This is a genomic window from Pararoseomonas baculiformis (assembly GCF_017813395.1).
Taxonomy (GTDB): domain Bacteria; phylum Pseudomonadota; class Alphaproteobacteria; order Acetobacterales; family Acetobacteraceae; genus Roseomonas; species Roseomonas baculiformis.
Map to the genome: position 1 here is coordinate 20,382 of NZ_JAGIZB010000028.1, position 22,317 is coordinate 42,698.

General features: G+C 67.8%; 19 protein-coding genes and 2 tRNA genes. 16 read left to right on the forward strand and 5 right to left on the reverse strand.

Going from position 1 to position 22,317, the window contains the following annotated elements; genetic code table 11:
• The first annotated feature begins 8 nt into the window (after window positions 1–8).
• The 6 genes from rimM to leuB all read left to right on the forward strand — a co-directional run bounded on the left by rimM (window position 9) and on the right by leuB (window position 4,993).
• The gene (gene rimM, locus J8J14_RS20875; RefSeq protein ID WP_209381491.1) at window positions 9–596 is read left to right on the forward strand and encodes a ribosome maturation factor RimM; all 588 of its coding nucleotides are present in this window, start codon (window positions 9–11) and stop codon (window positions 594–596) included.
• Window positions 593–1,342 (forward strand): tRNA (guanosine(37)-N1)-methyltransferase TrmD, encoded by a 750-nt coding sequence (gene trmD / locus J8J14_RS20880; RefSeq protein ID WP_209381492.1) that lies wholly within the window; start codon window positions 593–595, stop codon window positions 1,340–1,342. The genes rimM and trmD overlap by 4 nt, the downstream gene beginning before the upstream one ends.
• Window positions 1,343–1,367: 25 nt before the next feature.
• Entirely contained in the window at window positions 1,368–1,751 is a 384-nt protein-coding gene (gene rplS, locus J8J14_RS20885; RefSeq protein WP_209381493.1) for a 50S ribosomal protein L19, read from the forward strand.
• A gap of 66 nt (window positions 1,752–1,817) precedes the next feature.
• Entirely contained in the window at window positions 1,818–3,236 is a 1,419-nt protein-coding gene (leuC, locus tag J8J14_RS20890) for a 3-isopropylmalate dehydratase large subunit (protein WP_209381494.1), read from the forward strand.
• Entirely contained in the window at window positions 3,233–3,844 is a 612-nt protein-coding gene (gene leuD / locus J8J14_RS20895; RefSeq protein WP_209381495.1) for a 3-isopropylmalate dehydratase small subunit, read from the forward strand. The genes leuC and leuD overlap by 4 nt, the downstream gene beginning before the upstream one ends.
• A gap of 36 nt (window positions 3,845–3,880) precedes the next feature.
• Window positions 3,881–4,993, forward strand: a complete 1,113-nt coding sequence (gene leuB, locus J8J14_RS20900; protein WP_209381496.1) for a 3-isopropylmalate dehydrogenase — start codon at window positions 3,881–3,883, stop codon at window positions 4,991–4,993.
• 33 nt (window positions 4,994–5,026) lie between these two features.
• Here the strand turns inward: leuB and J8J14_RS20905 are convergent, their stop codons facing one another.
• Entirely contained in the window at window positions 5,027–6,142 is a 1,116-nt protein-coding gene (locus J8J14_RS20905; RefSeq protein WP_209381497.1) for a TolB family protein, read from the reverse strand.
• Window positions 6,143–6,339: 197 nt separating this feature from the next.
• Between J8J14_RS20905 and J8J14_RS20910 the strand changes: the two genes are divergently transcribed.
• Both J8J14_RS20910 and J8J14_RS20915 read left to right on the forward strand, forming a co-directional pair.
• A tRNA-Arg gene (locus tag J8J14_RS20910) sits at window positions 6,340–6,416 on the forward strand.
• Window positions 6,417–6,467: 51 nt separating this feature from the next.
• Window positions 6,468–6,544: transfer RNA gene (locus J8J14_RS20915), tRNA-Arg, on the forward strand.
• Between the two features lie 312 nt (window positions 6,545–6,856).
• Here the strand turns inward: J8J14_RS20915 and J8J14_RS20920 are convergent.
• A complete protein-coding gene (locus J8J14_RS20920; RefSeq protein WP_342452504.1) occupies window positions 6,857–8,317 on the reverse strand; it encodes an exopolysaccharide biosynthesis polyprenyl glycosylphosphotransferase in 1,461 nt (486 codons plus the stop codon).
• Window positions 8,318–9,112: 795 nt separating this feature from the next.
• Between J8J14_RS20920 and J8J14_RS20925 the strand changes: the two genes are divergently transcribed.
• Window positions 9,113–10,378 carry a lipopolysaccharide biosynthesis protein gene (locus J8J14_RS20925; RefSeq protein WP_209381498.1) on the forward strand — a complete coding sequence of 422 codons (1,266 nt, stop codon included), beginning with the start codon at window positions 9,113–9,115 and terminating at the stop codon, window positions 10,376–10,378.
• An 18-nt stretch (window positions 10,379–10,396) separates the two neighbouring features.
• On the opposite strand, the gene J8J14_RS20930 is transcribed toward J8J14_RS20925, so the two are convergent.
• Window positions 10,397–11,359: a glycosyltransferase family 2 protein gene (locus J8J14_RS20930; protein WP_209381499.1), complete on the reverse strand. Its 963-nt coding sequence runs from the start codon at window positions 11,357–11,359 to the stop codon at window positions 10,397–10,399.
• A gap of 27 nt (window positions 11,360–11,386) precedes the next feature.
• Entirely contained in the window at window positions 11,387–12,547 is a 1,161-nt protein-coding gene (locus J8J14_RS20935) for a Gfo/Idh/MocA family protein (RefSeq protein ID WP_209381500.1), read from the reverse strand.
• A 130-nt stretch (window positions 12,548–12,677) separates the two neighbouring features.
• On the opposite strand from J8J14_RS20935, the gene J8J14_RS20940 reads away from it, so the two are divergent.
• Together J8J14_RS20940 and J8J14_RS20945 are read left to right on the forward strand one after the other, a co-directional pair.
• Entirely contained in the window at window positions 12,678–13,637 is a 960-nt protein-coding gene (locus J8J14_RS20940) for an NAD-dependent epimerase/dehydratase family protein (protein WP_209381501.1), read from the forward strand.
• Window positions 13,634–14,620, forward strand: a complete 987-nt coding sequence (locus tag J8J14_RS20945; RefSeq protein ID WP_209381502.1) for a glycosyltransferase family 2 protein — start codon at window positions 13,634–13,636, stop codon at window positions 14,618–14,620. The genes J8J14_RS20940 and J8J14_RS20945 overlap by 4 nt, the downstream gene beginning before the upstream one ends.
• Window positions 14,621–14,632: 12 nt before the next feature.
• On the opposite strand, the gene J8J14_RS20950 is transcribed toward J8J14_RS20945, so the two are convergent.
• A complete protein-coding gene (locus J8J14_RS20950) occupies window positions 14,633–15,637 on the reverse strand; it encodes a glycosyltransferase (RefSeq protein ID WP_209381503.1) in 1,005 nt (334 codons plus the stop codon).
• A gap of 183 nt (window positions 15,638–15,820) precedes the next feature.
• On the opposite strand from J8J14_RS20950, the gene J8J14_RS20955 reads away from it, so the two are divergent.
• The 5 genes from J8J14_RS20955 (at window position 15,821) to J8J14_RS20975 (ending at window position 22,142) form a co-directional block, all read left to right on the forward strand.
• The gene (locus tag J8J14_RS20955; protein WP_209381504.1) at window positions 15,821–16,984 is read left to right on the forward strand and encodes a glycoside hydrolase family 5 protein; all 1,164 of its coding nucleotides are present in this window, start codon (window positions 15,821–15,823) and stop codon (window positions 16,982–16,984) included.
• Between the two features lie 120 nt (window positions 16,985–17,104).
• Window positions 17,105–19,303, forward strand: a complete 2,199-nt coding sequence (locus J8J14_RS20960) for an exopolysaccharide transport family protein (protein ID WP_209381505.1) — start codon at window positions 17,105–17,107, stop codon at window positions 19,301–19,303.
• A 265-nt stretch (window positions 19,304–19,568) separates the two neighbouring features.
• A complete protein-coding gene (locus J8J14_RS20965; protein ID WP_209381506.1) occupies window positions 19,569–20,297 on the forward strand; it encodes a polysaccharide biosynthesis/export family protein in 729 nt (242 codons plus the stop codon).
• The gene (locus tag J8J14_RS20970; protein WP_209381507.1) at window positions 20,297–21,049 is read left to right on the forward strand and encodes a WecB/TagA/CpsF family glycosyltransferase; all 753 of its coding nucleotides are present in this window, start codon (window positions 20,297–20,299) and stop codon (window positions 21,047–21,049) included. The genes J8J14_RS20965 and J8J14_RS20970 overlap by 1 nt, the downstream gene beginning before the upstream one ends.
• Window positions 21,050–21,170: 121 nt before the next feature.
• Window positions 21,171–22,142: a Bug family tripartite tricarboxylate transporter substrate binding protein gene (locus tag J8J14_RS20975; protein ID WP_209381508.1), complete on the forward strand. Its 972-nt coding sequence runs from the start codon at window positions 21,171–21,173 to the stop codon at window positions 22,140–22,142.
• The last annotated feature ends 175 nt before the right edge of the window (window positions 22,143–22,317 follow it).

The window sequence follows — 22,317 nt, forward strand, 5'->3', positions numbered from 1 at the left end:
CTTAGGCCATGTCCGCGTCGCGTCGTATCCTGGTCGGCGAGTTTGGCCGCCCGCATGGGGTGAGGGGGCTGATCCATGTCCGCTCCCACACCGCCGAGCCGGCTGCCATCGCCAGCTATGGCCCGCTTTCCGATGAGGGCGGGGACAGGCGCTTCGTGCTGAAATGGCTGGCGGACGGGCTGGTGCAGGTGGAGGGGGTCGCGGACCGCGACGCCGCCGCCAAGCTCACCGGCACGCGCCTCTACGTCATGCGCGAGGTCCTGCCGCAGCCCGCGGAGGATGAGTTCTACCTCACTGACCTGATCGGCCTTCGCGCCGAGACGGAAGCCGGGGAAGAAATCGGCACCGTCTCGGCGGTCGAGGACTTCGGCGCGGGGAGCGTGGTCACCCTGCGCGACGCAAATGGGCGCGAGACGCTCCTGCCTTTCACCCGGGCCGTCGTGCCCGTGGTGGAGGTTGCGGCGGGCCGGATCGTGGTCATCCCACCGGGGGAGCGGGAGGTTCCACCCCAGCCCGGCGAGGCGGAGGCGAGCGACACGCCCCGGCCGCGCCGCCCTTCCATGCGCCGCCGGAGCGGCGGGCGGGACGTGGCATGAGCTGGCGGGCCACCATCCTCACCCTGTTTCCGGGCATGTTCCCGGGCCCGCTCGGCACCTCGCTGGCGGGACGGGGGCTGGAGCGCGGGCTCTGGTCGCTGGAGGCGCGCGATATCCGCGAGGTGACCACGGACCGGCACCGCACGGTGGATGACACGCCCTTCGGGGGTGGCGCCGGCATGGTGCTGCGCCCGGATGTGGTGGATGCCGCCTGCGCCGCTGCCATGCCCGAGGGCGAGGCGCGCCCGCTGGTCTATCTCACGCCGCGCGGTGTCCCGCTCAGGCAGTCGCTGGTGCGGGAGCTGGCGGCAGGCCCTGGCCTGGTGCTGCTCTGCGGCCGCTATGAGGGCGTGGACCAGCGCGTGATCGAGGCGCGCGGGATGATCGAGGTTTCCATCGGCGATTACGTCCTCTCCGGGGGCGAGCTCGCGGCGATGGTGCTGCTCGATGCCTGCGTACGCCTCATCCCCGGCGTGATGGGGGCGGCCGAGAGCGCGGAGGAGGAGAGCTTCTCGGCGACCGAGGGCGCCAACCTGCTGGAATATCCCCAATACACCCGCCCCGCCGAGTGGCGCGGCCTGCGCGTGCCGGAGGTTCTCCTCTCCGGCCACCATGCGGAGGTCGCCCGCTGGCGGCGGGAACAATCGGAGGCGGTGACGCGCGAGCGGCGTCCCGACCTCCTGAGTGAACAAAGGCGCGACGCCGCGGCGCAGGCGCCATTGCATCCGGCGGCAAGCCCCGCCTAAACGAGCGAAGAGAAGGACCACAGCCATGAACCTGCTGCAGCAGTTCGAGCACGAGCAGATGACCCGCCTGGCGGGCGCCCGCGAGACCCCGGATTTCGCCGCCGGTGACACGGTGCGCGTGATGGTGAAGGTGCAGGAAGGCGAGCGCATCCGCACCCAGGCCTATGAGGGCGTCGTCATCGCCCGTTCCAACCGTGGCCTGAACAGCAACTTCACCGTCCGCAAGCTGTCCTACGGCGAGGGCGTGGAGCGCGTGTTCCCGCTGTACTCCCCCAATGTGGCGGAGATCCAGGTGATGCGCCGCGGCAAGGTGCGCCGCGCCAAGCTGTACTACCTGCGCGGCCGCACCGGTAAGTCGGCGCGCATCCAGGAGCGCACGGTCACCAAGAAGACCGAGGCGCAGGCTTAAGCCGGAATCACGGCCCGTCGGGACCACCCGGCGGGCCGATTTCGGTTGATCGGAGGGAAGAAGCACATGTCGGCCACAAAGCCGCGTACGTTGTTCGACAAGATCTGGGACGCGCATGTCGTCGAGAATCTTCCGGACGGAACGGCCCTTCTCTACATCGACCGTCACCTCGTCCATGAGGTGACCAGCCCCCAGGCCTTCGAAGGGCTGCGGGCCGCCGGGCGCGGCGTCCACCGGCTGGACGGCACCTTCGCCGTGACCGACCACAACGTCCCGACGGACTCGACCCGTTTCACCGGTATCCAGGAGCCGGACAGCGCGCTGCAGGTGGCGACGCTGGAGAAGAACGTCGCCGAGTTCGGCGTCACCTACATCCCGCTGAACGACAAGCGGCAGGGCATCGTCCACATCGTCGGGCCGGAACTCGGCATCTCCCTGCCGGGCATGACCATCGTCTGCGGTGACAGCCACACCTCCACCCATGGCGCGCTGGGCGCGCTGGCCTTCGGCATCGGCACCTCCGAGGTGGAGCATGTGCTGGCCACCCAGACCCTGCTGCAGAAGCCCGCGAAGAACATGCGGGTGACGGTGAACGGCAAGCTAGGCTTCGGCTGCACCGCCAAGGACATTGTCCTGGCCATCATCGGCAAGATCGGCACGGCCGGCGGCACGGGCCATGTGATCGAGTTCGCCGGCGAGGCGATCCGCGCGCTCGACATGGCCGGGCGCATGACGGTGTGCAACATGTCCATCGAGGCCGGCGCGCGCGCGGGCATGATCGCACCCGACGAGACCACCTTCGAGTATGTCCGCACCCGTCCCATGGCGCCGAAGGGCGAGGCGCTGGAGCGGGCCATCCAGTGGTGGAGCACGCTGCCCTCCGATGAGGGTGCGCAGTTCGACAAGGAGGTGGCGCTCGACGCCTCCGAGATCGCGCCCATGGTCAGCTGGGGCACCTCGCCCGAGGATGTCCTGCCAATCACCGGGGTGGTTCCCAATCCGGAGGATGCATCCGACGAGGCGCGCCGGAGCCAGCTGCGGCGCATGGTGGACTATATGGGCCTGACCCCCGGCCAGCGCCTGCAGGACCTGAAGGTGGACGCGGTCTTCCTCGGCTCCTGCACCAATGGGCGGATCGAGGACATTCGCGCCGCGGCCGAGGTGATGAAGGGCCGCCGCGTGGCCGAAGGCGTTCGCGCCATGGTCGTGCCCGGCTCCGGCCTGGTGAAGGAACAGGCCGAGAAGGAAGGCCTGGACGTCATCCTGAAGGAAGCCGGCTTCGAGTGGCGAGAGGCAGGCTGCTCCATGTGCCTGGGCATGAACCCGGACCGCTTGGAGCCGGGACAGCGCTGCGCCAGCACCTCGAACCGGAACTTCGAGGGGCGCCAGGGGAAGGGGGCGCGCACGCATCTGCTCTCTCCGGCCATGGCCGCCGCCGCCGCCGTGACGGGCCGCCTGGCCGATGTTCGGGAGCTGATGTCGTGAGGCCATTCACCACGCTCACGGGCGTTGCCGCGCCGCTGCCGATGGCGAATGTCGACACCGACAAGATCATCCCGGCGCGCTTCCTCAAGACCATCGAGCGCAAGGGGCTGGGCCGTGCGGCCTTCGCCGATATGCGCTTCAACGATGATGGCTCGGAAAAGCCGGATTTCGTGCTGAACCAGGAGCCTTACCGCCAGGCCGAGATCCTCGTCGCGCATGAGAATTTCGGCTGCGGTTCATCGCGCGAGCATGCCCCCTGGGCGCTGCTGGATTTCGGGATCCGCTGCGTCATTGCCCCCGATTTCGCCGACATCTTCTTCAACAACAGCTTCAAGAACGGGATCCTGCCGATTAAGCTGCCGCGCGAGATCTGCGACCAGCTGATGGAGGACGCGCGGATGGGCGCCAACTCCCGCATCACGGTCGATCTCGCACGGCAGGTTGTGGTTCGCCCGAACGGCGATGAGATCCCCTTCGATGTCGATCCGCTGCGCAAGCACCGGCTGCTGAACGGCCTCGACGACATCGGCGAGACCATGCAGCGTGCGCCGGTGATCGAGAGCTTCGAGCAGAAGCAGCGTGCCGCGCAGCCCTGGCTCTACGGCTGATCCTCTCCAACCTCCCTCGCACCAGGAGCATTCGATTTGCCCGCCAACAAGAAGCTGCTGGTGCTGCCGGGTGACGGCATCGGCCCCGAGGTCATGCGCGAGGTGCGCCGCGTGGTGGAGTGGATGGACCGCCGCCGCCATGTGAGCTTCGAGATCGAGGAAGGGTTGGTGGGTGGCGCTGCCATCGATGCCGAGGGCCATCCATGCCCCGACAGCACGGTGGAGAAGGCCGTGCGCGCCGATGCCGTGCTCTTCGGTTCGGTCGGCGGCCCGAAATGGGATTCCCTGCCCTTCGAGAACCGTCCCGAACTCGGCATCCTTCGCCTTCGGAAGGATCTCGGCCTTTTCGCGAACCTGCGCCCGGCGATCGTCTGGGCGCCGCTTGCCCAGGCTTCCTCGTTGAAGGCCGACCTCGTGTCCGGCCTCGACCTCATGATCGTGCGGGAGAGCACGGGCGGCATCTATTTCGGCGAGCCGCGCGGGATCGAGACGATGCCGAACGGCATGCGGCGCGGCTACGACACGGAATCCTATACCGAGGAAGAAATCTCCCGCGTCGCGCGGATCGCCTTTGAGCTGGCGCGCAAGCGGCAGAACAAGCTGACGAGTGTCGAGAAGGCCAATGTGATGCAGTCCGGCCGCTTCTGGCGCGAGGTCGTGACCTCCGTCGGCAAGTCGGAATTCCCGGAGGTCGAGCTGTCCCACATGTATGCCGATAACTGCGCGATGCAGCTCGCATCCCGGCCGAAGCAGTTCGACGTGATCCTGGCCAGCAACCTCTTCGGGGACCTGCTTTCCGATCTCGCCGCGGCTGTTACCGGCAGCCTTGGCATGCTGCCCTCGGCCACGCTTGGTGCTCCGGATTCAAGTGGCCGGCGCCACGCGCTCTACGAGCCGATCCATGGCTCTGCGCCGGATATCGCGGGCCGCGGCATTGCGAACCCCTCCGCCCAGATCCTCTCCTTCGCCATGCTGCTCCGCTGGTCCTTCGGCATGGAGGAAGACGCCAAGCTGATCGAGACGGCGGTGGAAAAGGTGCTGGCCGGCGGCCTTCGCACGGCCGACATCATGGTGCCCGGCGCCGCCCGCGTGGGCACCTCTGTAATGGGTGAGGCTGTGGTGCGCGAACTGGATAAGCTCGCCGCCTGAACAAAAAGGGCAGGGGGCCTGAGCCCTTGCCCTTCAGCCCGTGGCCGCCAGGAGTGAAGCCACGGGCACGACAGCGAGGTCTGCCCTCCCACGCACGGTCGTCGTGTAGGTGATCACGCTGTCCCGTGCCCCGAAGCGCGGATGCGGGTGCGTATGGAGAAGGTCCTCCGTCGGCACCAGCATCCGCGCGATCTCTACTTCTTTTCCTGTCATGCAATTCACGAAGCGCACGGAATAACCGGTGCCGCGATTGATGCGGTGGTCCGCGACGAGATAGCGCCCGCATCGGCTGGCCTGCGCATGCCAGCCGACACCAGGCCAGATCAGCTCAACCTCTCCGGAGCTGACCGTTAGCCGCATGACACCGGCGCGAAAGTCCAGGAACCAGATGTATTTTCCATCGGCGCTCCATACTTCGTGCCCGAAGGAGCGCCCGGACGGACCGATCGGCGTGAGCTCCCCGCCGAGGCGGTAGAGGAACATGCGGTGGTCGTAGGGGGTGGACTGCCCCGTTGTGAAATCGGTGTCGTCGTCACGCGCCAGCAACACCAGGTCAGGCTCACACGGCGAGAACTGCGCATGGTTGAAGACGTGGGCGCTGCTGAAGTGGGGCTCATAGCCGCCCGTTTCCATGTCGAGCGTGGCCATGACCACGCGCTGTCCGATCTGGCTGTCGAGGAAGACCTTCCGTCCGTCACCGCTGACGCTCAATTGCGTGGCAACGCGCCTTACGAAGCGGTTCCGTGTCATCTCCACTGGCAGACCGCCAAGGCGCTGTGGCCGGCAGCGGAGGAGCGGCTCGCGGCGGAAGACAGATGAGGTGTTGCACCACAGGATGTCACCTGTCTCAGGGAGGACTGCAAGGGAGCCATCGGTAAAGGCCAGTTCTGCCAGCAGCCGCATCTCTCCCTGAACCAAGTCCACGAGGCCGAGCATGCGCCCGCCCCAGGCATGGCCCCCATTGGCCCTCGACCATGCGAACCAGAGATAGTTGAAACCGTCATCGCAGCAGGGCTTGGTGAAATAGAGGCTCTGCTGGCCCCCGCCGCCTCCGCTTCGCAGGAGGTACCTGCCAACGCCACTCTCTTCGCATATCCAGGATCGGAAGAGATCGCCGGAACAGGTCAGCTTGTGCAGGACGTCGGACATGGCGGAATCCTCTGCCCGGAGCGGCAGGCAAACGCGAGGGTACACGCGCGATACGAAGGAACAATCGATCGGCCCGGATCCGGCATAAATACGGGGCGACGAGAGCATCATGACAGGCCATGTATCAGGATGACGATTGTTCCGTTTCGGGGGCTTGCACCCCTCAGCCAGAGGCGCTATTCCCCGGCCCAAGGAGAGCGCTCGTAGCTCAACTGGATAGAGCACTAGACTACGGATCTGGGGGTTAGGGGTTCGAATCCTCTCGAGCGCGCCAAGCTCCCGGATTTGCGAGTTTAGGTTCTTGTTCATTGAAGACTTTGGTGATGCGCCCGTAGCTCAGCTGGATAGAGCACCAGACTACGAATCTGGGGGTCAGAGGTTCGAATCCTTTCGGGCGCGCCAAATCTTCTTCGATGACTGTCTTCCTTCAACTGTGCAGTGTCCGTGCCGCGCTGAGAGGCTTCGGCGCTTTGGGCGATTCCAGCGTCCTTGCGATGCGGATTTTACCTCCCTCCCTGGTCCTTGTCGCTCCACTCCGGACGCAGAGGTGAGGCCGCTGAGAACTCAGATCAATCGCGGGATGTCGGAATAGATTGCCATCCTGGATCGGTCTGAAAGGACGTTCCTCCTTTATCTGTTTCCCGAGTGCGTGATGCAGAGGCGGGAAGGCTTAGGTGGGCCGCGTGGCGTGACATGTTCCCCGCGGCCCCGAGCCTAGAAGACGTTGCGTCCCGCCAGGCCCGAAACCAGGGTCTTGAACATGATCTTGATGTCCAGCCACAGGGACCAATGGGTCATGTAGTGCAGGTCCATCTCGATGCTGCGCCGCGCATTTTCGGCCGAGCGGAGTGCATAGCTCCGCATGCCATTTGCCTGCGCATAGCCGGTCAGGCCAGGCTTGATCCGGTGCCGTTCGGCATATTTGGCGACCAGGTCCGAGAAGCGCTCATTGCCGACGAGCATGTTGGCCACGTAGGGGCGCGGGCCGACGATCGACATCTCGCCCCTCAGCACATTGAAGATCTGCGGCAACTCATCGATGCTCAGCCGCCGCAAAACGGCGCCGACGCGCGTGATGCGCGGATCGCTCCGGCCCGTCGTCCCGATCGTCGCATCGTCATTCGGGTTCACATGCATGGTGCGGAACTTGTAGATGGCGAACGGCTTGCGCCCGAAGCCCGGCCGCCACTGCCGGAACAGGATCGGGCCTGGCCCTTCCAGGCGGATCGCGATGGCCGCCATCAGCATGAGCGGGCTGAGGAGAAGGACAGCGACGGAGGCGACGACGTAATCCTCGGCAACCTTGAGCACACCCTGGGAGCCTTTGAACGGACGGCTCATCACCTGCAGCGTCGTTGTCCGGCCCATCTGTGTCAGCCCGGCATAGCTGGGCGCGACCTGGTCACGCCCGAACGGGATCACCACGTCAGCGGCGATCCAGTTCACTGCCTCCATGAGGTGGAACATCTCCTGCGCTCGCGACCAGGGTAGCGCGATCACGACGATGTCGATGGTTTCGTTCAGCGAGATGCTGTTGAGCGTCTCAAGATCACCGAGGACCGGAACGCCCGCAACGCGGTCCACCGCGGTGTCATCGCCGGTGCTGCGCACCACCCCCAGGATGTCGTAGCCACCGTGCGTCACGCCTGACAGTTCAGGGATCAGTTGCTCGGCCAGTTCGTTGGCGCCGACGATCACAACGCGCCGGCGCAGCAGGCGCTGGCGATTGGCCATGCCGATCAACACGCGCTGGACAAGACGGCCGACCACCAGAAGAAGCACCTGCAGGATATGCCACACCAGCAGCCACCCGGGGCTGCGCAGCACATCCGGCGCGAAGGAGGTGAGGATCGCCACGCTGATCACCCAGGTGGGCAGAAGGGCGCCGAGAAGATGGAGCGCCGACGTGATCGGATTTGTGTAGTGCTCCACCCGGTAGGCCACCAGGCGAGTCATCATCTGATGGAACGCCACCACCTCGATCAGCGCGAGGACAAGCAGCTGGAAGAAGGTCAGCTGATTCGCATAGACCAGCACGGGCCAGTAGTAGGAAAGGATGGCCGCGCATAGGATCATGGCCATGTCCGAGCAGGCTACGAGCCGATTGATCAGGCCGTAGGTCCACTGGATAAATGGAAGCGCCTTGTCGTTGTCCTTGGAATTCGCGGGGGGCACCGGCCACAGAGCTCCGTTCAGATCGGTCAGGTTGAGTCCGACTGCCAGGGGCTTCCCAGGGTCGCTTCGGTGTTCAAGTTACCGCGATCTGCAGCGCTGCGCCATTGTCTTGGCGGTGGTTCCCGCAAGTAGGCGAGCACGAACCTGCTCTAGGCGTTCTGGCATGAGAAGCGATCATGGGTGCTGCCATGGCCTGACTGGCGGGCCGGGAGGATCCTCCAATCTGAAGGGTTCGCGGGGCGAAGGGCAGTCCAATTCAAAGGCTCCGGCTAGATCTGTACCTCGGGCAGTAACCCCAGCAGCCAAGCATGCAATGCCAAAGCGGCGGAAAGGAGCAGGGCTAGCCCAACCAGCTTCCAGTAAATGCTGTCGGATCCGGAGTGATCCGAAAGTGGAACGTTTTCGACCTCTTGATGCGGCATAGTAATGTTTCCCGAGATGCAGAGGCTCATCGCAATTGCTGCAACGCGGTAACTTTTATTGAGATTTCATCACGGATTAGCGATGTAGTCTCGCGGTCTGGAGACACCGTCCAACCGCCGATTTCCCTGAACCTCACCCATCCGATCGGCGCGTCCGGCAACTGTGGCCTTCGCGCATGCCTGAGCCTGGATGCAGGGCCCGGAACCCAGGGCCGATCTGGACTCCCAGCCCGGCACTCCCCTATCTGGCGGCTTCATGCAGGCCGGGGCGCCGCTTCGAGCGGTGGCGAACCTGCCCCAACTCCGGCATGGAGCGCCTGGCCGAGTGCCCCTTTCAACACGCATGCTGTGGCCGGCGGCCAAGCGCAGACTGATGGCGCCCGGCACCATCGGCACCATGGCAGGCCTGCTCGACCAGGTTCTGGTGAGCCTGGCGAATCTCGCCGTGAGCCTCCTGGTGCTGCGCTTCGGCAGCAAGTTCGAATTCGGGCTCTACGGCCTGGGCTATGGCGCCATCGTCGTGGCCACCAGCTTTGCCTCGGCCCTTTTCGCCACGCCGATGACCGTTTCCTATTACCGGCTGCCCGAGGCACAGCGGCCGGCCTATGCGGGCTCCCTCTTTATCGGGCAGGTCGCGATTTCGGTCCTGCTCTGTCTCGTCGCGCTGGTCGCGGCGCTGGCCACCGGGGTTGACCTGTTTGCAGGCGGTCAGGAAGGGCTCGTCTGGGCTCTGGTGATCCTCTGCTGCCCGGCGGCCATGGCGCATGATCTTTCGCGCAGCTACCGGTTTCTTCGGCAGCAGGGCCCGGTTGCGCTGGGGCTGGATGCCGTCCAGGCAGCACTGTGGATCGGGCTTTCACTCCTCGCGATCCGCGCCGAAATGCCGGCGCATCTTGCGGCGCTCGGGGCCTATGGCGCTGCCAGCGCGTTCACGGCACTTCTGGGCCTGATGCGCAGCCATCTCGCCCCGGCCGGGCTTGGGACTGTCCTGGAGCATGTGCGCTCTGTATGGGACCAAGGCAAATGGGCCATGGGCGGCGTGGCGGTCAGCGCCATGCAGAACCAGGCACATCTCTATCTGGTGGCCTGGCTCGCGACGGTGGAGGCCGTTGCCGATGTGAACGCGGCGCGAATGCTGATCGCGCCCGTCGGGCTCGTCGTGATCGGGATGAATCGCGGCATGCTGCCGATGTTGGCCAAGCTGCATGCGGAAGGGCGGCGCGAGGCGATGCGCAGGCTCGCCGGAGGCGCGCTGCTCTTCATCGTCTTCCTGCTTCTCGCCTTTCTCGGCGCGCTCTATCTCTCCTGGGACCTGCTCACCACCACGGTGCTGCGCGGGGAATACCATCAGATCGGCGGGCTGGTGCTGGCCTGGGCCGCTGTCGTGACGATCCAGGCCGCCGTGCTCATCCTTTCGGCCCAGTTCCAGGTAGAGGGCCGGTTCCGCCTGCTGACCATGCTGAACTTCTACACGGCTGTGCCGGTGCTGCTCTGCGCCGTGCCGATGATCCAATGGCAGGGCGGGATCGGCGGCCTTCTTGCCCTGGCGCTGGGGCAGGTGATGCTCGGCCTGCTGCTTGTCCGGGACCTACGGAACCGGGACAGGAGCGCGCCAGCGCCTTCAGTCGCCCCAGGCTGAGCCTGAGGGCCGCGGCACTCAGGAGAGCCGCGGCCGCAGGATATGCGCATACTCCATGGCCTGCAGGATTTTCAGCAGCAGCAGCCTCCGCGAGGCGGGCAGCCGGTTCTGCAGCACCAGGCGGCGCAGCATGTGCCGCCCGCCCTGCCAGCCGGCGACGGGGCGCATCATCCGAATGAGCGGAAAAAGCCGGTGCCGCATCACCTCCTCCGGGTAGAGGCGATAGAGCCGCGCGTAGTTCTCGGCGGAGCCGATCAGCTTCCGAAGCCAGGCGGCATCGGCATGATGCTCCATGTGGGAAACGGTGTTGTCCACATGCCGCATCCGCGCCGCGCGGCCGATGCGCAGCGCCCATTCCGTGTCTTCCCATCCCCATCCCTCAAAGCGCTCGTCGAAGGGGTGGGCAAGGAAGAGATCGCGGGCGACGGTGAAGTTCGCGGAGAGAAAGGTGCCGTTCGGGTCGCGGTTGCGTTCCTCGGCCGGGATCCACTCGCGCCGCTGGCTCTGCAACTCGAAAAGCCGCGCATCAGGCGGGGCAGGGTCCATCCGCCGCCCGGTGCGTCCACCGCAAACCACCACGCCCGGATCCTGGGCCGCCTCCAGCGCGCGGGCAACGAAGCCCGGCGCATCGGGCAGGCCATCCGCGTCCAGGAATTGCAGGAAACGGCCGCGCGCCAGTTGCGCCAGTGCGTTGCGAGCTTTGGAACGGCCAAGATTGCTGGCGGCGACGGCAAGCCCCGCCGCGATGCCGAGCGCCTCGGCACGGGCAACGATCTCCTCCTGCTGCTGGAGGGCCGGATTGCCGTCGATCAGGACGAGCAGTTCCACCCGTGACGGATCGGGCAGGGCTCCGATATCGGCAAGCAGCTCGGCGCAGAGCGGCCGCACATCCCGGTCATAGGTGGGCACCAAGATGGAGAGATGCGGCGCCGGCCCCGTGCCGTGGCGGCTGGAGGACAGGAGGGCCGGTTGCTCACCCATGGATCGCTCTCCCTCCGGCGCGGCTCGTCAGGCGCCGGCCATGCCGGCGGGCAGGTCCTGGCCGGTCCGCATCACCTGGGCCTGGCCGGCAGAGGCGGGCGATTGCAGGGCCAGCGTCACTTCCGTGACATGCAGCGCCAGCTCGGAGCTCACCAGCGCCGGTGCGCCCTTCTCAATCTGCGCGGCCAGCTGCGCGATGCCGCGGCTGAAATCCATGTGGTGGCCGCCCTGCGTGCGGGGCACCTGACGGCCGTAACGAACACGCCGCCGCCAACCGAACAGCATCTTCGGCATGAAGCGGGAGAGCCTTTTCTCCAGCAGGCGCGGCACGCGGGCCTTCAGGCCATTGCCCGTCGGGCTGATCCGCAGCGGCGTGTGGTACTCCCACACATCGGACAGGGTCGCGACGCCACCTTCGCAGACCACGCGAAGGGAGCGGTCGCTGGGTGCGATGATGCTGTTCGTGAGGCGAGCAACCACCCCGCCGTCGAATTCCAGCACCCCGATCGACAGGTCCGGAGAGGGATCCGTCACCCCGATCTCCGCGCCCTTGCCAGGCAACAGGCAGGCGCTGAAGGCGGTGACACGCCGCACCGGCCCGAACAATGCGACAAGCGGGCTGATCTGGTAGCCCGCATGCTCCATCGTGCAGCCCACCTCGAACTCGTCGCGCGCCGGCCAGGGCGCGCCGGAGATGCTTCGCCAGCTGCTATAGTCCAGCGCGGAAACCATCCCGTCATCCATCTCGGCCTGGGCCAGGAGCGGCTTGCCGAGCCTTCCCGATTCGAGCTCATGCTTCAGGGCCTGCACGACATCGCTGAGATGGTTGCAGGGCGCGGAGGCCAGCTGGAGGCCGCGCGCCCGCGCGGCGGCGGCCAGCGCATCCGCCTCCTCCATGGTCATGGCGAGCGGCTTCTCGGAATACACGTGCCGGCCGCTTTCCAGGGCACGGAGGCTCACCTCGTAATGGGAGCGCGGGTTGGTCAGGTTGACGACCATCTGCACGCGCTCATCCGCCAGCACTGCCTCCATGCTGGGATAGGCGTGGATCTTGTGGAACGCGGTGAAGGCGGCCAGGCGTTCCGGGGCGCGGTCATAGGCGCCGAGGAGGGTGATTCCGTCCAGACCTGGCAAGGTCTGCATGTACATGTCCGCGACATAGCCGCAGCCGATGATCGCGAAGTTCATGCGCCGCTGCCGCTGTCCTGAATCCGGGTGGTAGGCTGATGGGCGAGTATAATGCCACACCCGCAATTGCAAAAGCCGGGATTCCCTGCATCATGCAGGAGACGCGGCGGCCTTGCGGCAAGGGTGATTCTTGACCGAAGTTCTTGTCACGGGCGCCAGCGGCTTCGTGGGCGGCCATGTCATGCGACGCCTGCGCGGCGATCCTGCACTGCACGCCATTGCCGGTACGCGCGACGGTCGCGGCGGCTCACGCCCGCTGGACCTGCGTTCGCCGGACAGCATCCTCAAGGCGCTGTCAGGCGTTGAGGTGGTGGTCCATTGCGCCGTGGGTGACCGGTCGGTGACGGTGGAGGGAACGCGCGCCCTGCTTGCGGCTGCTGCCGGAGCGGATGTCCGCCGCGTGGTGCATTTCAGTTCGATCTCCGTCTATGGCGATGCGCCCGGCCTGGTCACCGAGGACACGCCCCTGATTCCCGCCTCCACACCGGGTTATGCAGGTTGGAAAGTGGCGGCCGAGGAGGCCTGCATTGCGGAGCGGAAGGTCGAGACCGTGCGCCTGCGCCCCACGATCATCTACGGCGCCGGCAGCACGCTCTGGGTGGCGAAGATGGCGGACCGCATCCAGTCCGGGCGCTGGGGGCGGTTCGGCGAGGCGGGGGAGGGCACCTGCAATCTCGTGCATGTCTCGGACGTCGCGGAGGCCGTTGCCGTGGCCATCGCCGCTCCGGGCGCCGGTGGTCGCGCCTTCAACGTGAACGGAGCCGAGACGATGAGCTGGGACGAATGGTTCAGCCGCCTGGGCGCCGCCATCGGCGCGCCGCCCCTGCGGGAGATCCCGCCCGGGCGCATGCGCGCCCTCTCCTTGCTGTCCCTGCCGATCAAGGCTGCGGCACGACTCCGGCCGGGGCTGGCGGCGGACTGGCTCCTCGGCGCGCCGGCGCGGAGCGAGATCGCGCTGTTTGGCCTGAAGGCAACCTATCCGACCGATGCGGCCCGCGCGGCGCTTGGATGGGTGCCGCGGGTAGGGGTGGAGGAAGGGCTGCGGGACTCCGTGGCGTGGCTTAAGTCCGGGCGCCCGTCACCCGCATGACCGCGCCGGACCCCGCCGCCTCCGTCGTCATCTGCACCTTCAACCGGCTCGGCCTGCTGAAGGCGGCGGTGACGAGCTGCCTGGAATCGGCCACGCAGCGCGGAACGCCGTTCGAGATCATCATCTCCGACAACAGCCCTTCCGGCCATGCCCGCGCCTATGCCGAGGATCTGGTGGCCGCTGGCAAGCCGGTGCGCTGGGTCGCGGCTTCGCCGCCCAATATCTCCATTGCCCGCAATACCGGGCTGCGGACGGCGCGCGCCGAGCTGGTCGCGTTCCTCGATGACGACCTGGAGGTGGAGCCGGGCTGGCTCGACCACCTGATCGACACGCTGGAACGCAGCGGTGCCGATGCCGCGGTGGGGCCTGTGCGCCCCCGCTTCGTGGAAGGCACCGCGCCGGACTGGGATCCGGAGGGGCGGTTCTTCACCCGAGTCCTCCCACTGCCTTCCGGCACTCCCATCGCTGCGGGTGGACAGGGGCGGATCAAGGGCTTTGCCATCAGCACCGCATCCTCGATCTGGCGCAGCAGCACCTGCTTCACCGATCCCGAGCCCTTCGACCCGGCCTTCGGCGCCTCGGGAGGCGAGGATCTGGACGCGTTCCTGCGGCTGGAGCGCCGGGGCCGGCGTTTCGTCTGGTGCGCCGAAGCCGGAGTCTGGGAAGCCATCCCGGCCGGGCGAACCGATCTCGGCTACCAGCTCATGCGCGCCTATAGCGGCGGGCAGGTCTTCACGGCGGCCACGCTGCACAACCAGGCGCCGCCGGTTTCCCGCAAGGCGGGGATGCTCGCCATCGGGGCTGCCCAGCTCGGCGTCGGCAGCCTCGCCGTCCTCGCATCGGCGCTGCTGCGGCCGCTGAGCGGCGCAGCCGGCCGGCAGCGACTGGTGCGCCATCTGCTCCGCACCGCTGGCGCCGCGGGAAAGCTGACCTGGTGGCGCAAGCTTCCCCTGTACCATGTGGAAAAGCCCCCGGCGGCATAGGCCGGGCCGGCTTCAGGTCGTGCGGGCGGCCTCGTCGCAGATCCGTTCCATGGTGCGCGCGGCCGCCTCATGGGTGAGGTGTTCCAGAGCGTGCCGCCGCGCGGCCTTCCCGATCCGCTGGCGCAGCGGAGCATCGCCCCAGGCGGCGAGAATGGCCGCCCTCAGCGCTGCCGGGTCCGCGGAGGGCACGAGGATGCCGTTCTCGCCATCGGCCACATAGTCCTCGGTTCCAATCGAATGGCTTGCGATGACGCAGCGCGCGAACATCATCGCCTCGATGACCGTGACCTGCCCGGAAGCGGAGAAGCTGTTCAGGATGGGCACGACGTTCAGCCGGGCCTGCTGGGCGAGCACGTGGCAGGCCTCGAGGCTTAGCCCGTGGCGCAATTCCACATTGGGCGGCACGTCCAGCCCCGCGGTGGCATGCGGCCCAGCAACCACCACCACCGGAATGTCCAGCGTGCGGACCGCATCGAAAAGGCAGCCATAGTCGCGGTTCGCGCTGCCCATCGAAAGAAGGAAGGGGCGCTCCTCTTCCTCCGCGTGTTGCGGGTGCAGCACGTTCACGCTGAAGGGCACGAACACGAAGCGCTCCCGCGGCAGGCCGAAGGTGGCCGCGTAGGTTTCGATCTCCCGTCGGGAATGCACGATCATCCGGTTCACGCCGACGAGGCCGGCATGCGCAAGCCGTGCCTTCCAGCCGGAGAAGTCCTGCCCGACATTGAAACTCCAGGCGACCACGGGCGCGCGCAGGCCGAGGAGCCGCTTCAGCAGGCCCGCGGCCAGGCCCAGCTGCGGGAACACCGTAAGAATCCCGATCCCAGGATCCCGAGTCAGCCGGGCCACCCGGATGCCCCGGAAAGCATGGCGGAAATAGTCGAGCCACTGCCGCGGGCTGGTCACGCGCCGGGACCGGTCATGCTCATACTGGCCCAGCACATCGGCGAATCGATGGCGCTCGGCGGAGACGAAGCGGGTGATCCAGTGGCGGTCATAGCCGCCGCTGGACGGACCCATCAAAACCCACTGCATCCATCGTCTCCAAAGGCGCGGTCGCGCTCGCCGGGCGAAGGGAGGAGGCACCCTTCCATGCGGCGCGGCCGCTGCCATTCTATGGGGGCAGCGCCCCGTGACCAGGGGGAGGGGGCGCGCGCCGCGCACCGGGCCCGCGCCGGGCGATCCCAGGCAGAGGAATACGATGTGACGAGCCCACCGGCGGCCCGCCCCCTCCAGATGCTCAGCACGAGAGGCAACCAGATCGTCGATGCGTCCGGCAGGCCCGTGCGGCTGAAGGCGGTCAGCTGGTTCGGCGCGGAACTCCCCTACAAGGCCCCGCAAGGTCTGTGGCAGGAAGGCTATGCCGGGCTGCTCGACAGGATCCGGCAATGGGGCTTCAACTGCATCCGCCTGCCCTTTGCCTCCAGCATCACAAGCGACCCGCCGACCGGCTATATCGACCCGGTCCGCAACCCCGACCTGTTTCTCCGCTCATCCCTGGCCGTTCTCGACCGGATCATCGATGCCGCGGGCGAGCGGGGCCTCTGCGTGGTGCTCGACCTGCATATCCACCAGGCCGGGAACGAACGCGATGGCGCGCCCGTGGCGGGGCGCCACACGCTGCGCAGCCTGGTGGGCACATGGCAGTTCATGGCCCGCCGCTACGGCTCGCGCCCCAACGTGATCGGCGCCGATGTGTTCAACGAGCCCTACGCGGTGAAATGGCCCGAATGGAAGCGGATCTGCGAGACCGTGGGCAATGCGGTCCACGGCAATGCGCCGCACTGGCTCATCTTCGTGGAGGGCTGCGACGCGGCAGCCGGATTCTGGGCCGGCGGCAACCTGACCGAGGCGGGCGCGAATCCCGTCGTGCTGAACCAGCCCCGAAAACTGGTCTACAGCCCGCATGAGTACGGGCATTCCGTCCACCTGATGGACTGGCTCCAGCGCTCCGGCCATCCGGTGCCGGCCTGGCCGCGCAGCCTCTTCGCGCGCTTCCGTTCCTCCTGGGGCTACCTTTTTGAGCAGGACATCGCGCCGATCTGGGTGGGCGAGTTCGGCGGGCATTTCGGCATGGATGGCGCGGGCAGGCCCGGACGACCCCATGGGGGCGAGGAGCGGCAGTGGCTTCAGGCCCTGGCCAGCTACCTGAACGGCGACTTCAACGGGGATGGCCGGCGCGATCTCGCCCCGGGGAAGGAGGGCATGAGCTTCGCCTATTGGTGCCTCAATCCCACCAGCGGGGATACGGGAGGCCTGCTGCAGGATGACTGGACCACGGCCCAGGCCGCGAAGCTCGAGGCGCTGGCCCCGCTGCTCCGGGACGGAGGAAATGCAGTCGTGGACAGCACACGCGGCAGCGATTAGCCTCAAAACGCGGGGAACTGGGTAACACATTGAAGGTTCTGCAAATATTCCTGGCGCGGCGGCTCGCCGGATACGAGGCCGTGGCCCTGCGCCTGCAGCGCGCCGGATGCGGTGCCCCGCATGAGTGACTCCGGAGCCATCCTGGCGCCCCGGGACATGGCCGTAGCGCGCTACGCTGACCGGCGGGCCGACGACCACGGCGCCTTGAGCCGCGAGGTCGTGCAGGACGCTCCCGCCTATGGGGCGCCGGCACCCGGCTTCCGGCTGAAGGACCTGGTCACCACCTTCTTTCTGCGCTGGCGCCTGCTGCTGGTGGCCTTGCTGATACCGGCGCTGCTGGGCTTCGCCGTGGGGCCGCTCCTGCAGACGCGTTACACGGCCTATGGCTCGATCGTGGTGCTGACCAGCCGCGACTGGGCCGGTGCCGCCGACATCTCCGGCTTTGGCCCCACCGTCATCTCGGTGGAGATGCTGAAGGTGGTCCGGTCTGAGGTCGAGATCATGCAGAGCCAGGAGGTCGCGCGACGCGTCCTGCTGCGGCTGGGCGTGAGCCGCGTCTTCCCCGGTATGCGCGAGGCGGGGTCCGAAGCTGGGGCGGCCGAGGACCAGCTCGCCCTGGCCGTCGAGCAGTTCCAGCGCTCACTGCGCGTGGAAACCGACACCAACAGCAACATCATCCGGGCCCGCTTCACCCATACGGACCGGCAGACCGCCATCGCGGCCCTCTCCGCCCTGCTCGACAGTTACTACGAGCGTCGGGCCGAGGTTTTCTCCGATGAGAATGCCCGCATCCTTGTTTCCGAGCTGAACCGCTACACCCAGCGCCTGCGCTCCATCGAGGCGGCGATCCAGGCCGTGAAGGAGAAGTTCAACGTCCTGGACATCACCCAGGAAGTGAACCTCACCACGCAGCGGGTCGATTCCCTGATCCAGCGAGAGGAGCGGGTGCAGGAGCAGCGCGCAACCGCCGAGGCGCAGCTTCGCGCCGCCCAGGCGCAGCTTGCCGCCCAGCCCGTCCGCGTCTTCGCCTCGCAGGAGGCGACGAATCTCGCCCCCAATGACGAGACCCGGAACGTGCTGTCGCGCCTCATGCTGGAACGCCGGCACATGGCCGCCCAGTACCGGTCCGATTATCCCGGCCTGCGCGAGCTGGACGAGCGGATCGCCGCCGCCCGCAACGCGGCGCGCGACGCCCAGCGTTCCACCTTCTCCACCACGCGGGAGGTGCGGAACCCCGCCGTCGAGCTGCTGAACGGCCGCGTCGTGACCTTGCAGGTCGAGACAGCCGCCCTGCAGCGCCAGATCGAGGAGCTTGAGCGCCAGCGTACCCAGGCCGAGATCCGCGCCGCCGATCTGCGCGACGCGGAAAGCCAGCTGCGCGACCTGAACCGGCAGCGCGAGGCCACGGAGGCCATCCTCCGCCAGTTCTCCACCCGCGAGGCGGGCGCGCGGGCCGAGGAGGAAGCGCGGCGGGACCGCGCGCCCAATGTGCAGACCCTCGAAGCCCCGAGCGCCCCCGTCAACGGCCGCAGCGCCCGCCTGCTCGCCGCGGCGGGGGGCATCGCCGGCGGCGGAGCGCTGATGTGCGGCCTGGCCCTGCTGCTGACGCTCACCCGCCGCAGCTTCGCCACCCAGGAGGAAGCGGCGCGCGGTCTCAGCCTTTCACCGCTGGCCGGGTTCGGCGATCTGCACAAGGCGGCGAACGACCTCAAGGAAATGCCCGCAGTCGCCGATCTCGCGGCCTTGCTGCTCGATACGCGCAGGGATGGGCGACGCCCCTGCGTCATCCAGTTCATCTCCGGCGGAAAGGATGACCGGCGTGGGGAATTGGTGCGCAGCCTCGCCGTGGAGCTCGCACGGCGCCGTTCGGCCGACACGCTGATCATCGATCTTCAGACGGATGGGCGCGGCCATCTGGCCGCCCTGGGGTCCCGCCCGCTGGATGTGGAGCGGATACCCGGCCATGTCCTGACCTTCAGCACGGTGGTGCCGAATCTCTGGGTCTCCTTCGAGGCGCAGGATTCGCACCTCACCGATCCCCATGTCGGCCGGGCGGAAACGGCGGGTCTCATCCGGCAGCTGCGTTCCGCCTTCGACGTGGTGCTGGTGATCGGCCCCGATGAGGATGAGAGCTACCCGATGCGCCGCCTCACCGGACTGGTCGATCTCAACCTCCTCGTGGTGCGGGCGGAGGAGACGCGGGGCGACCGGGCACGCCGTATGCGGGACTGGGTGCTGGGTTCCGGTGGCGCCCTGCTCGGCTTCGTCCTCACCGGCGAGCGTCGCGTGATGCCCCGCCGAATTGCGGAGATGATCTGAGCCGCGGCCCGGATGTGTAGGCCGGGTGGCGTTCGATGGGGCGGGCTGGACGGGGCGGCGCGATGCGATACACCGGCTCTGGCGCCCGTCACGGCCCACTGTTCAGCGAAGGGTTGGGGCAGGTCAGGACCGCTGGAGCGACGAGGGCCATGCATGATCCCCCGATGGGTGGCGCACCCCGTGCCCGGCCAGCCGGTCTTTTCGCCTCCGCTGGGCCCGCACGGCTGAGCTGCCCCATGATTCCACCTATCCGGCTGATGGTTCGATGCGCCTGATCCTTGCCTTCCTCCTGCTCGCTGCCTGCGCCCCGGGCACCGACAATTTCAGCACGACCCAGGCTATACGGGTGCAGGAGCGTCTGCCCGAGGGCTTCGCCGCCTGGACCGACGAGCCCGCGCCCTACCGTTTCGGCCCGGGCGACCGGGTCCGGGTTCAGTTCCTGCTCACGCCCGAGGTAAACGAGACGGCGCTGGTGGCGCCGGACGGGACCATCTCGCTGCGCGTCGCCGGGCGCGTGCAGGCCAGCGGCCTCACCACCGGGGAGCTGGAGCGGGCGGTGGCCCAGGCCTCGCTCCGCACCCTGACAAACCCCATTGTCACCGCCGGTCTCGATGAGGCCGGGGCCTCGGTGGCCTATGTGGGCGGATCAGTGCGGCGGGCCGGTTCCTATCCGCTGACCGGGCGGCGCGGGATCGCAGAGGTGGTCGCACTGGCTGGCGGGCTCGAGGATGCTGCACGCATGGACCAGATCGTCCTGATCCGGCGCTCCCCGAATGACCGCCCCATGCTGCGCACGGTGAACCTGCAGGCCTTCATCTCCGGCGCCGATGCGGGCGGGGATGTGCCGCTGGTCGCAGGCGACATTGTCTATGTGCCGCGGTCCCGTATCGGTGAGGTCGGGCTGTGGGTGGACCAGGCGATCAATCGGATCATCCCGTTCTCGCGGTCCTTCTCCTACGCGCTGAACCGCAACACGCCGGGTAACCTCTTCTGATGCCGCCCGAGATCCGGCTCCTCGGCCGTGCCGCCGTCACCCCCCTCGGCCTGGCCGAGGCGACCGAGGCGATCGCCGCGCGCGACCCCGCGCTCCCCTTCGCTTATGTCGTGTCGGTGAACGCGCAGATCCTGCTGATCGCCGAGGACCCGGCGACCGGGCTCCGCGCCGCGCATGAGGAAGCGTGGCTCCGGCTGAACGACAGCGGGATCCTCCTCCGCCTGCATCGCTGGGCCCTTGGGGAAACGGCGCCCGTGGCCGCTGGCAGCGATCTCTGCCTCACCCTGCTGGCCAGCGTGATCCGGCCGGACGACCCGATCACCATCATCGGCGGCGGCCCGCAGATCGCCGCCGCGCTGCGGGAGCGGCACGGGCTGCGCCGGATCGCGCAGCACGAACCCCCCATGGGCTATATCGACAAGCCCGAGGCCCGCGAGGCGGCGATCCGCTTCATCGAGGAGAACCCGGCCCGCTTCACCTTCGTCGCGACCGGCGCGCCGCGCTCGGAGCGCCTGATGCAGGCCGTGGCGCGGCGCGGGAAGGCGACGGGAGTGGGGCTGGCCGTCGGCAGCGGCCTGCTTTTCGCGGTGGACCTCACCCCGCGCGCGCCGGTTTGGATGCGCCGCAAAGGCCTGGAATGGCTTCACCGCGCCTGGACCGAGCCGGCGCGGCTGGGCCGGCGCTACGCGGCCGATCTTCTGCCCCTGCTTCGCCTGGCCATCGCCGCGCGCCGGGGGAACGGCCGGGCCTGAGGCTGCGCGCGCGCCCCGGCCCGTTTCCTCCATCCTTCGAGGCCTCACATTCGGCGGAACGGGTGGACGCCTCCTCCCACCCTGGTCCAGGCTAGGGGCAAGCAGAAGAATGGAGGAAACGATGCTGCACCGGCGCTCCCTGATCGGGGGCCTGGGCGCTGCGGCCCTGGCCCGCCCCGGCATGGCCCAGGAAGCCTATCCGTCGCGTCCCATCAACATGCTCATCGGCTTCGCCCCGGGGGGCGGCACGGATATCGTCGTGCGGATGCTCTCGCCGCATCTGCAGCAGGAACTGGGACAGCCGGTCACGGTCGAGAACCGGCCGGGCGCGAGCGGAACCCTGGCCGCGTCAGCGGTGGCGCGATCGAGGCCGGATGGCTACACCCTGCTGACGGGAACGGTGAGCTCGCAATGCACCGTCGCCCCCCTGATGCGCCCGCCGCCCTATGACCAGCTGCGCGACTTCACGCCCATCATGCTGGTGGGCACGCTGCCGCTGGTCATGGTGGTGCGGGCGGACAGCCCCGCGCAGGACGTGGCAGGGCTGAAGCGGCTGGCCCAGGAAAAGCCCGGCGGGCTGAACTACGGCACTTCCGGGGTGGGCAGCCAGCAGCATCTGTCCAGCGAGCTTCTCTCGCGCCGGGCGGATATGCGGATGACCCATGTGCCCTATCGCGGCACGGGCCAGTCCGTGAACGCGCTGCTGGCCGGGGATGTGGACGTGAACATCGACACCCTGGCCACCTACCTGCCCCATATCCGGGCGGGGCGGATGCGCGCCCTGGCCACCACCCTTCCGAGCCGCGCGACTGCCCTGCCGGATGTGCCGACGGTCGCGGAGCAGGGGTATCCGGGCTACGACATGTCCGTCTGGTACATGGTGCTCGGGCCGGCCGGACTTCCCGCCGACATCGTGCGGCGCTGGGAGACGGCGCTAAGCCGCGTGATCGGCAGCCCGGAGATCAACCGGCGCCTTGTCGACGCCGGCTATATCCCTGGCGGCGGAACGGCCGAGGAGGCGGCGGCGCTGGTGCGGCGCGATGCCGAGAGGCTGGGCCGGGTGGTGCAGGAGGCCGGGATACGCCTCGAATAGCCGTCCGCGCGAGCCAGACTGCGGCATCACGCGCTTCGGTTGTTTCGGTCCGGCGCGGAGGAGCCTATAATCAGATTTTCGGGAGGCGGCCCACATCACTGCGGGCCGCGTTCCTCCGTCGCCGGAGTGGTCGCATGGAAGTGTTGCCGGATCTGTTTGCACTGGCTCGGCAAGG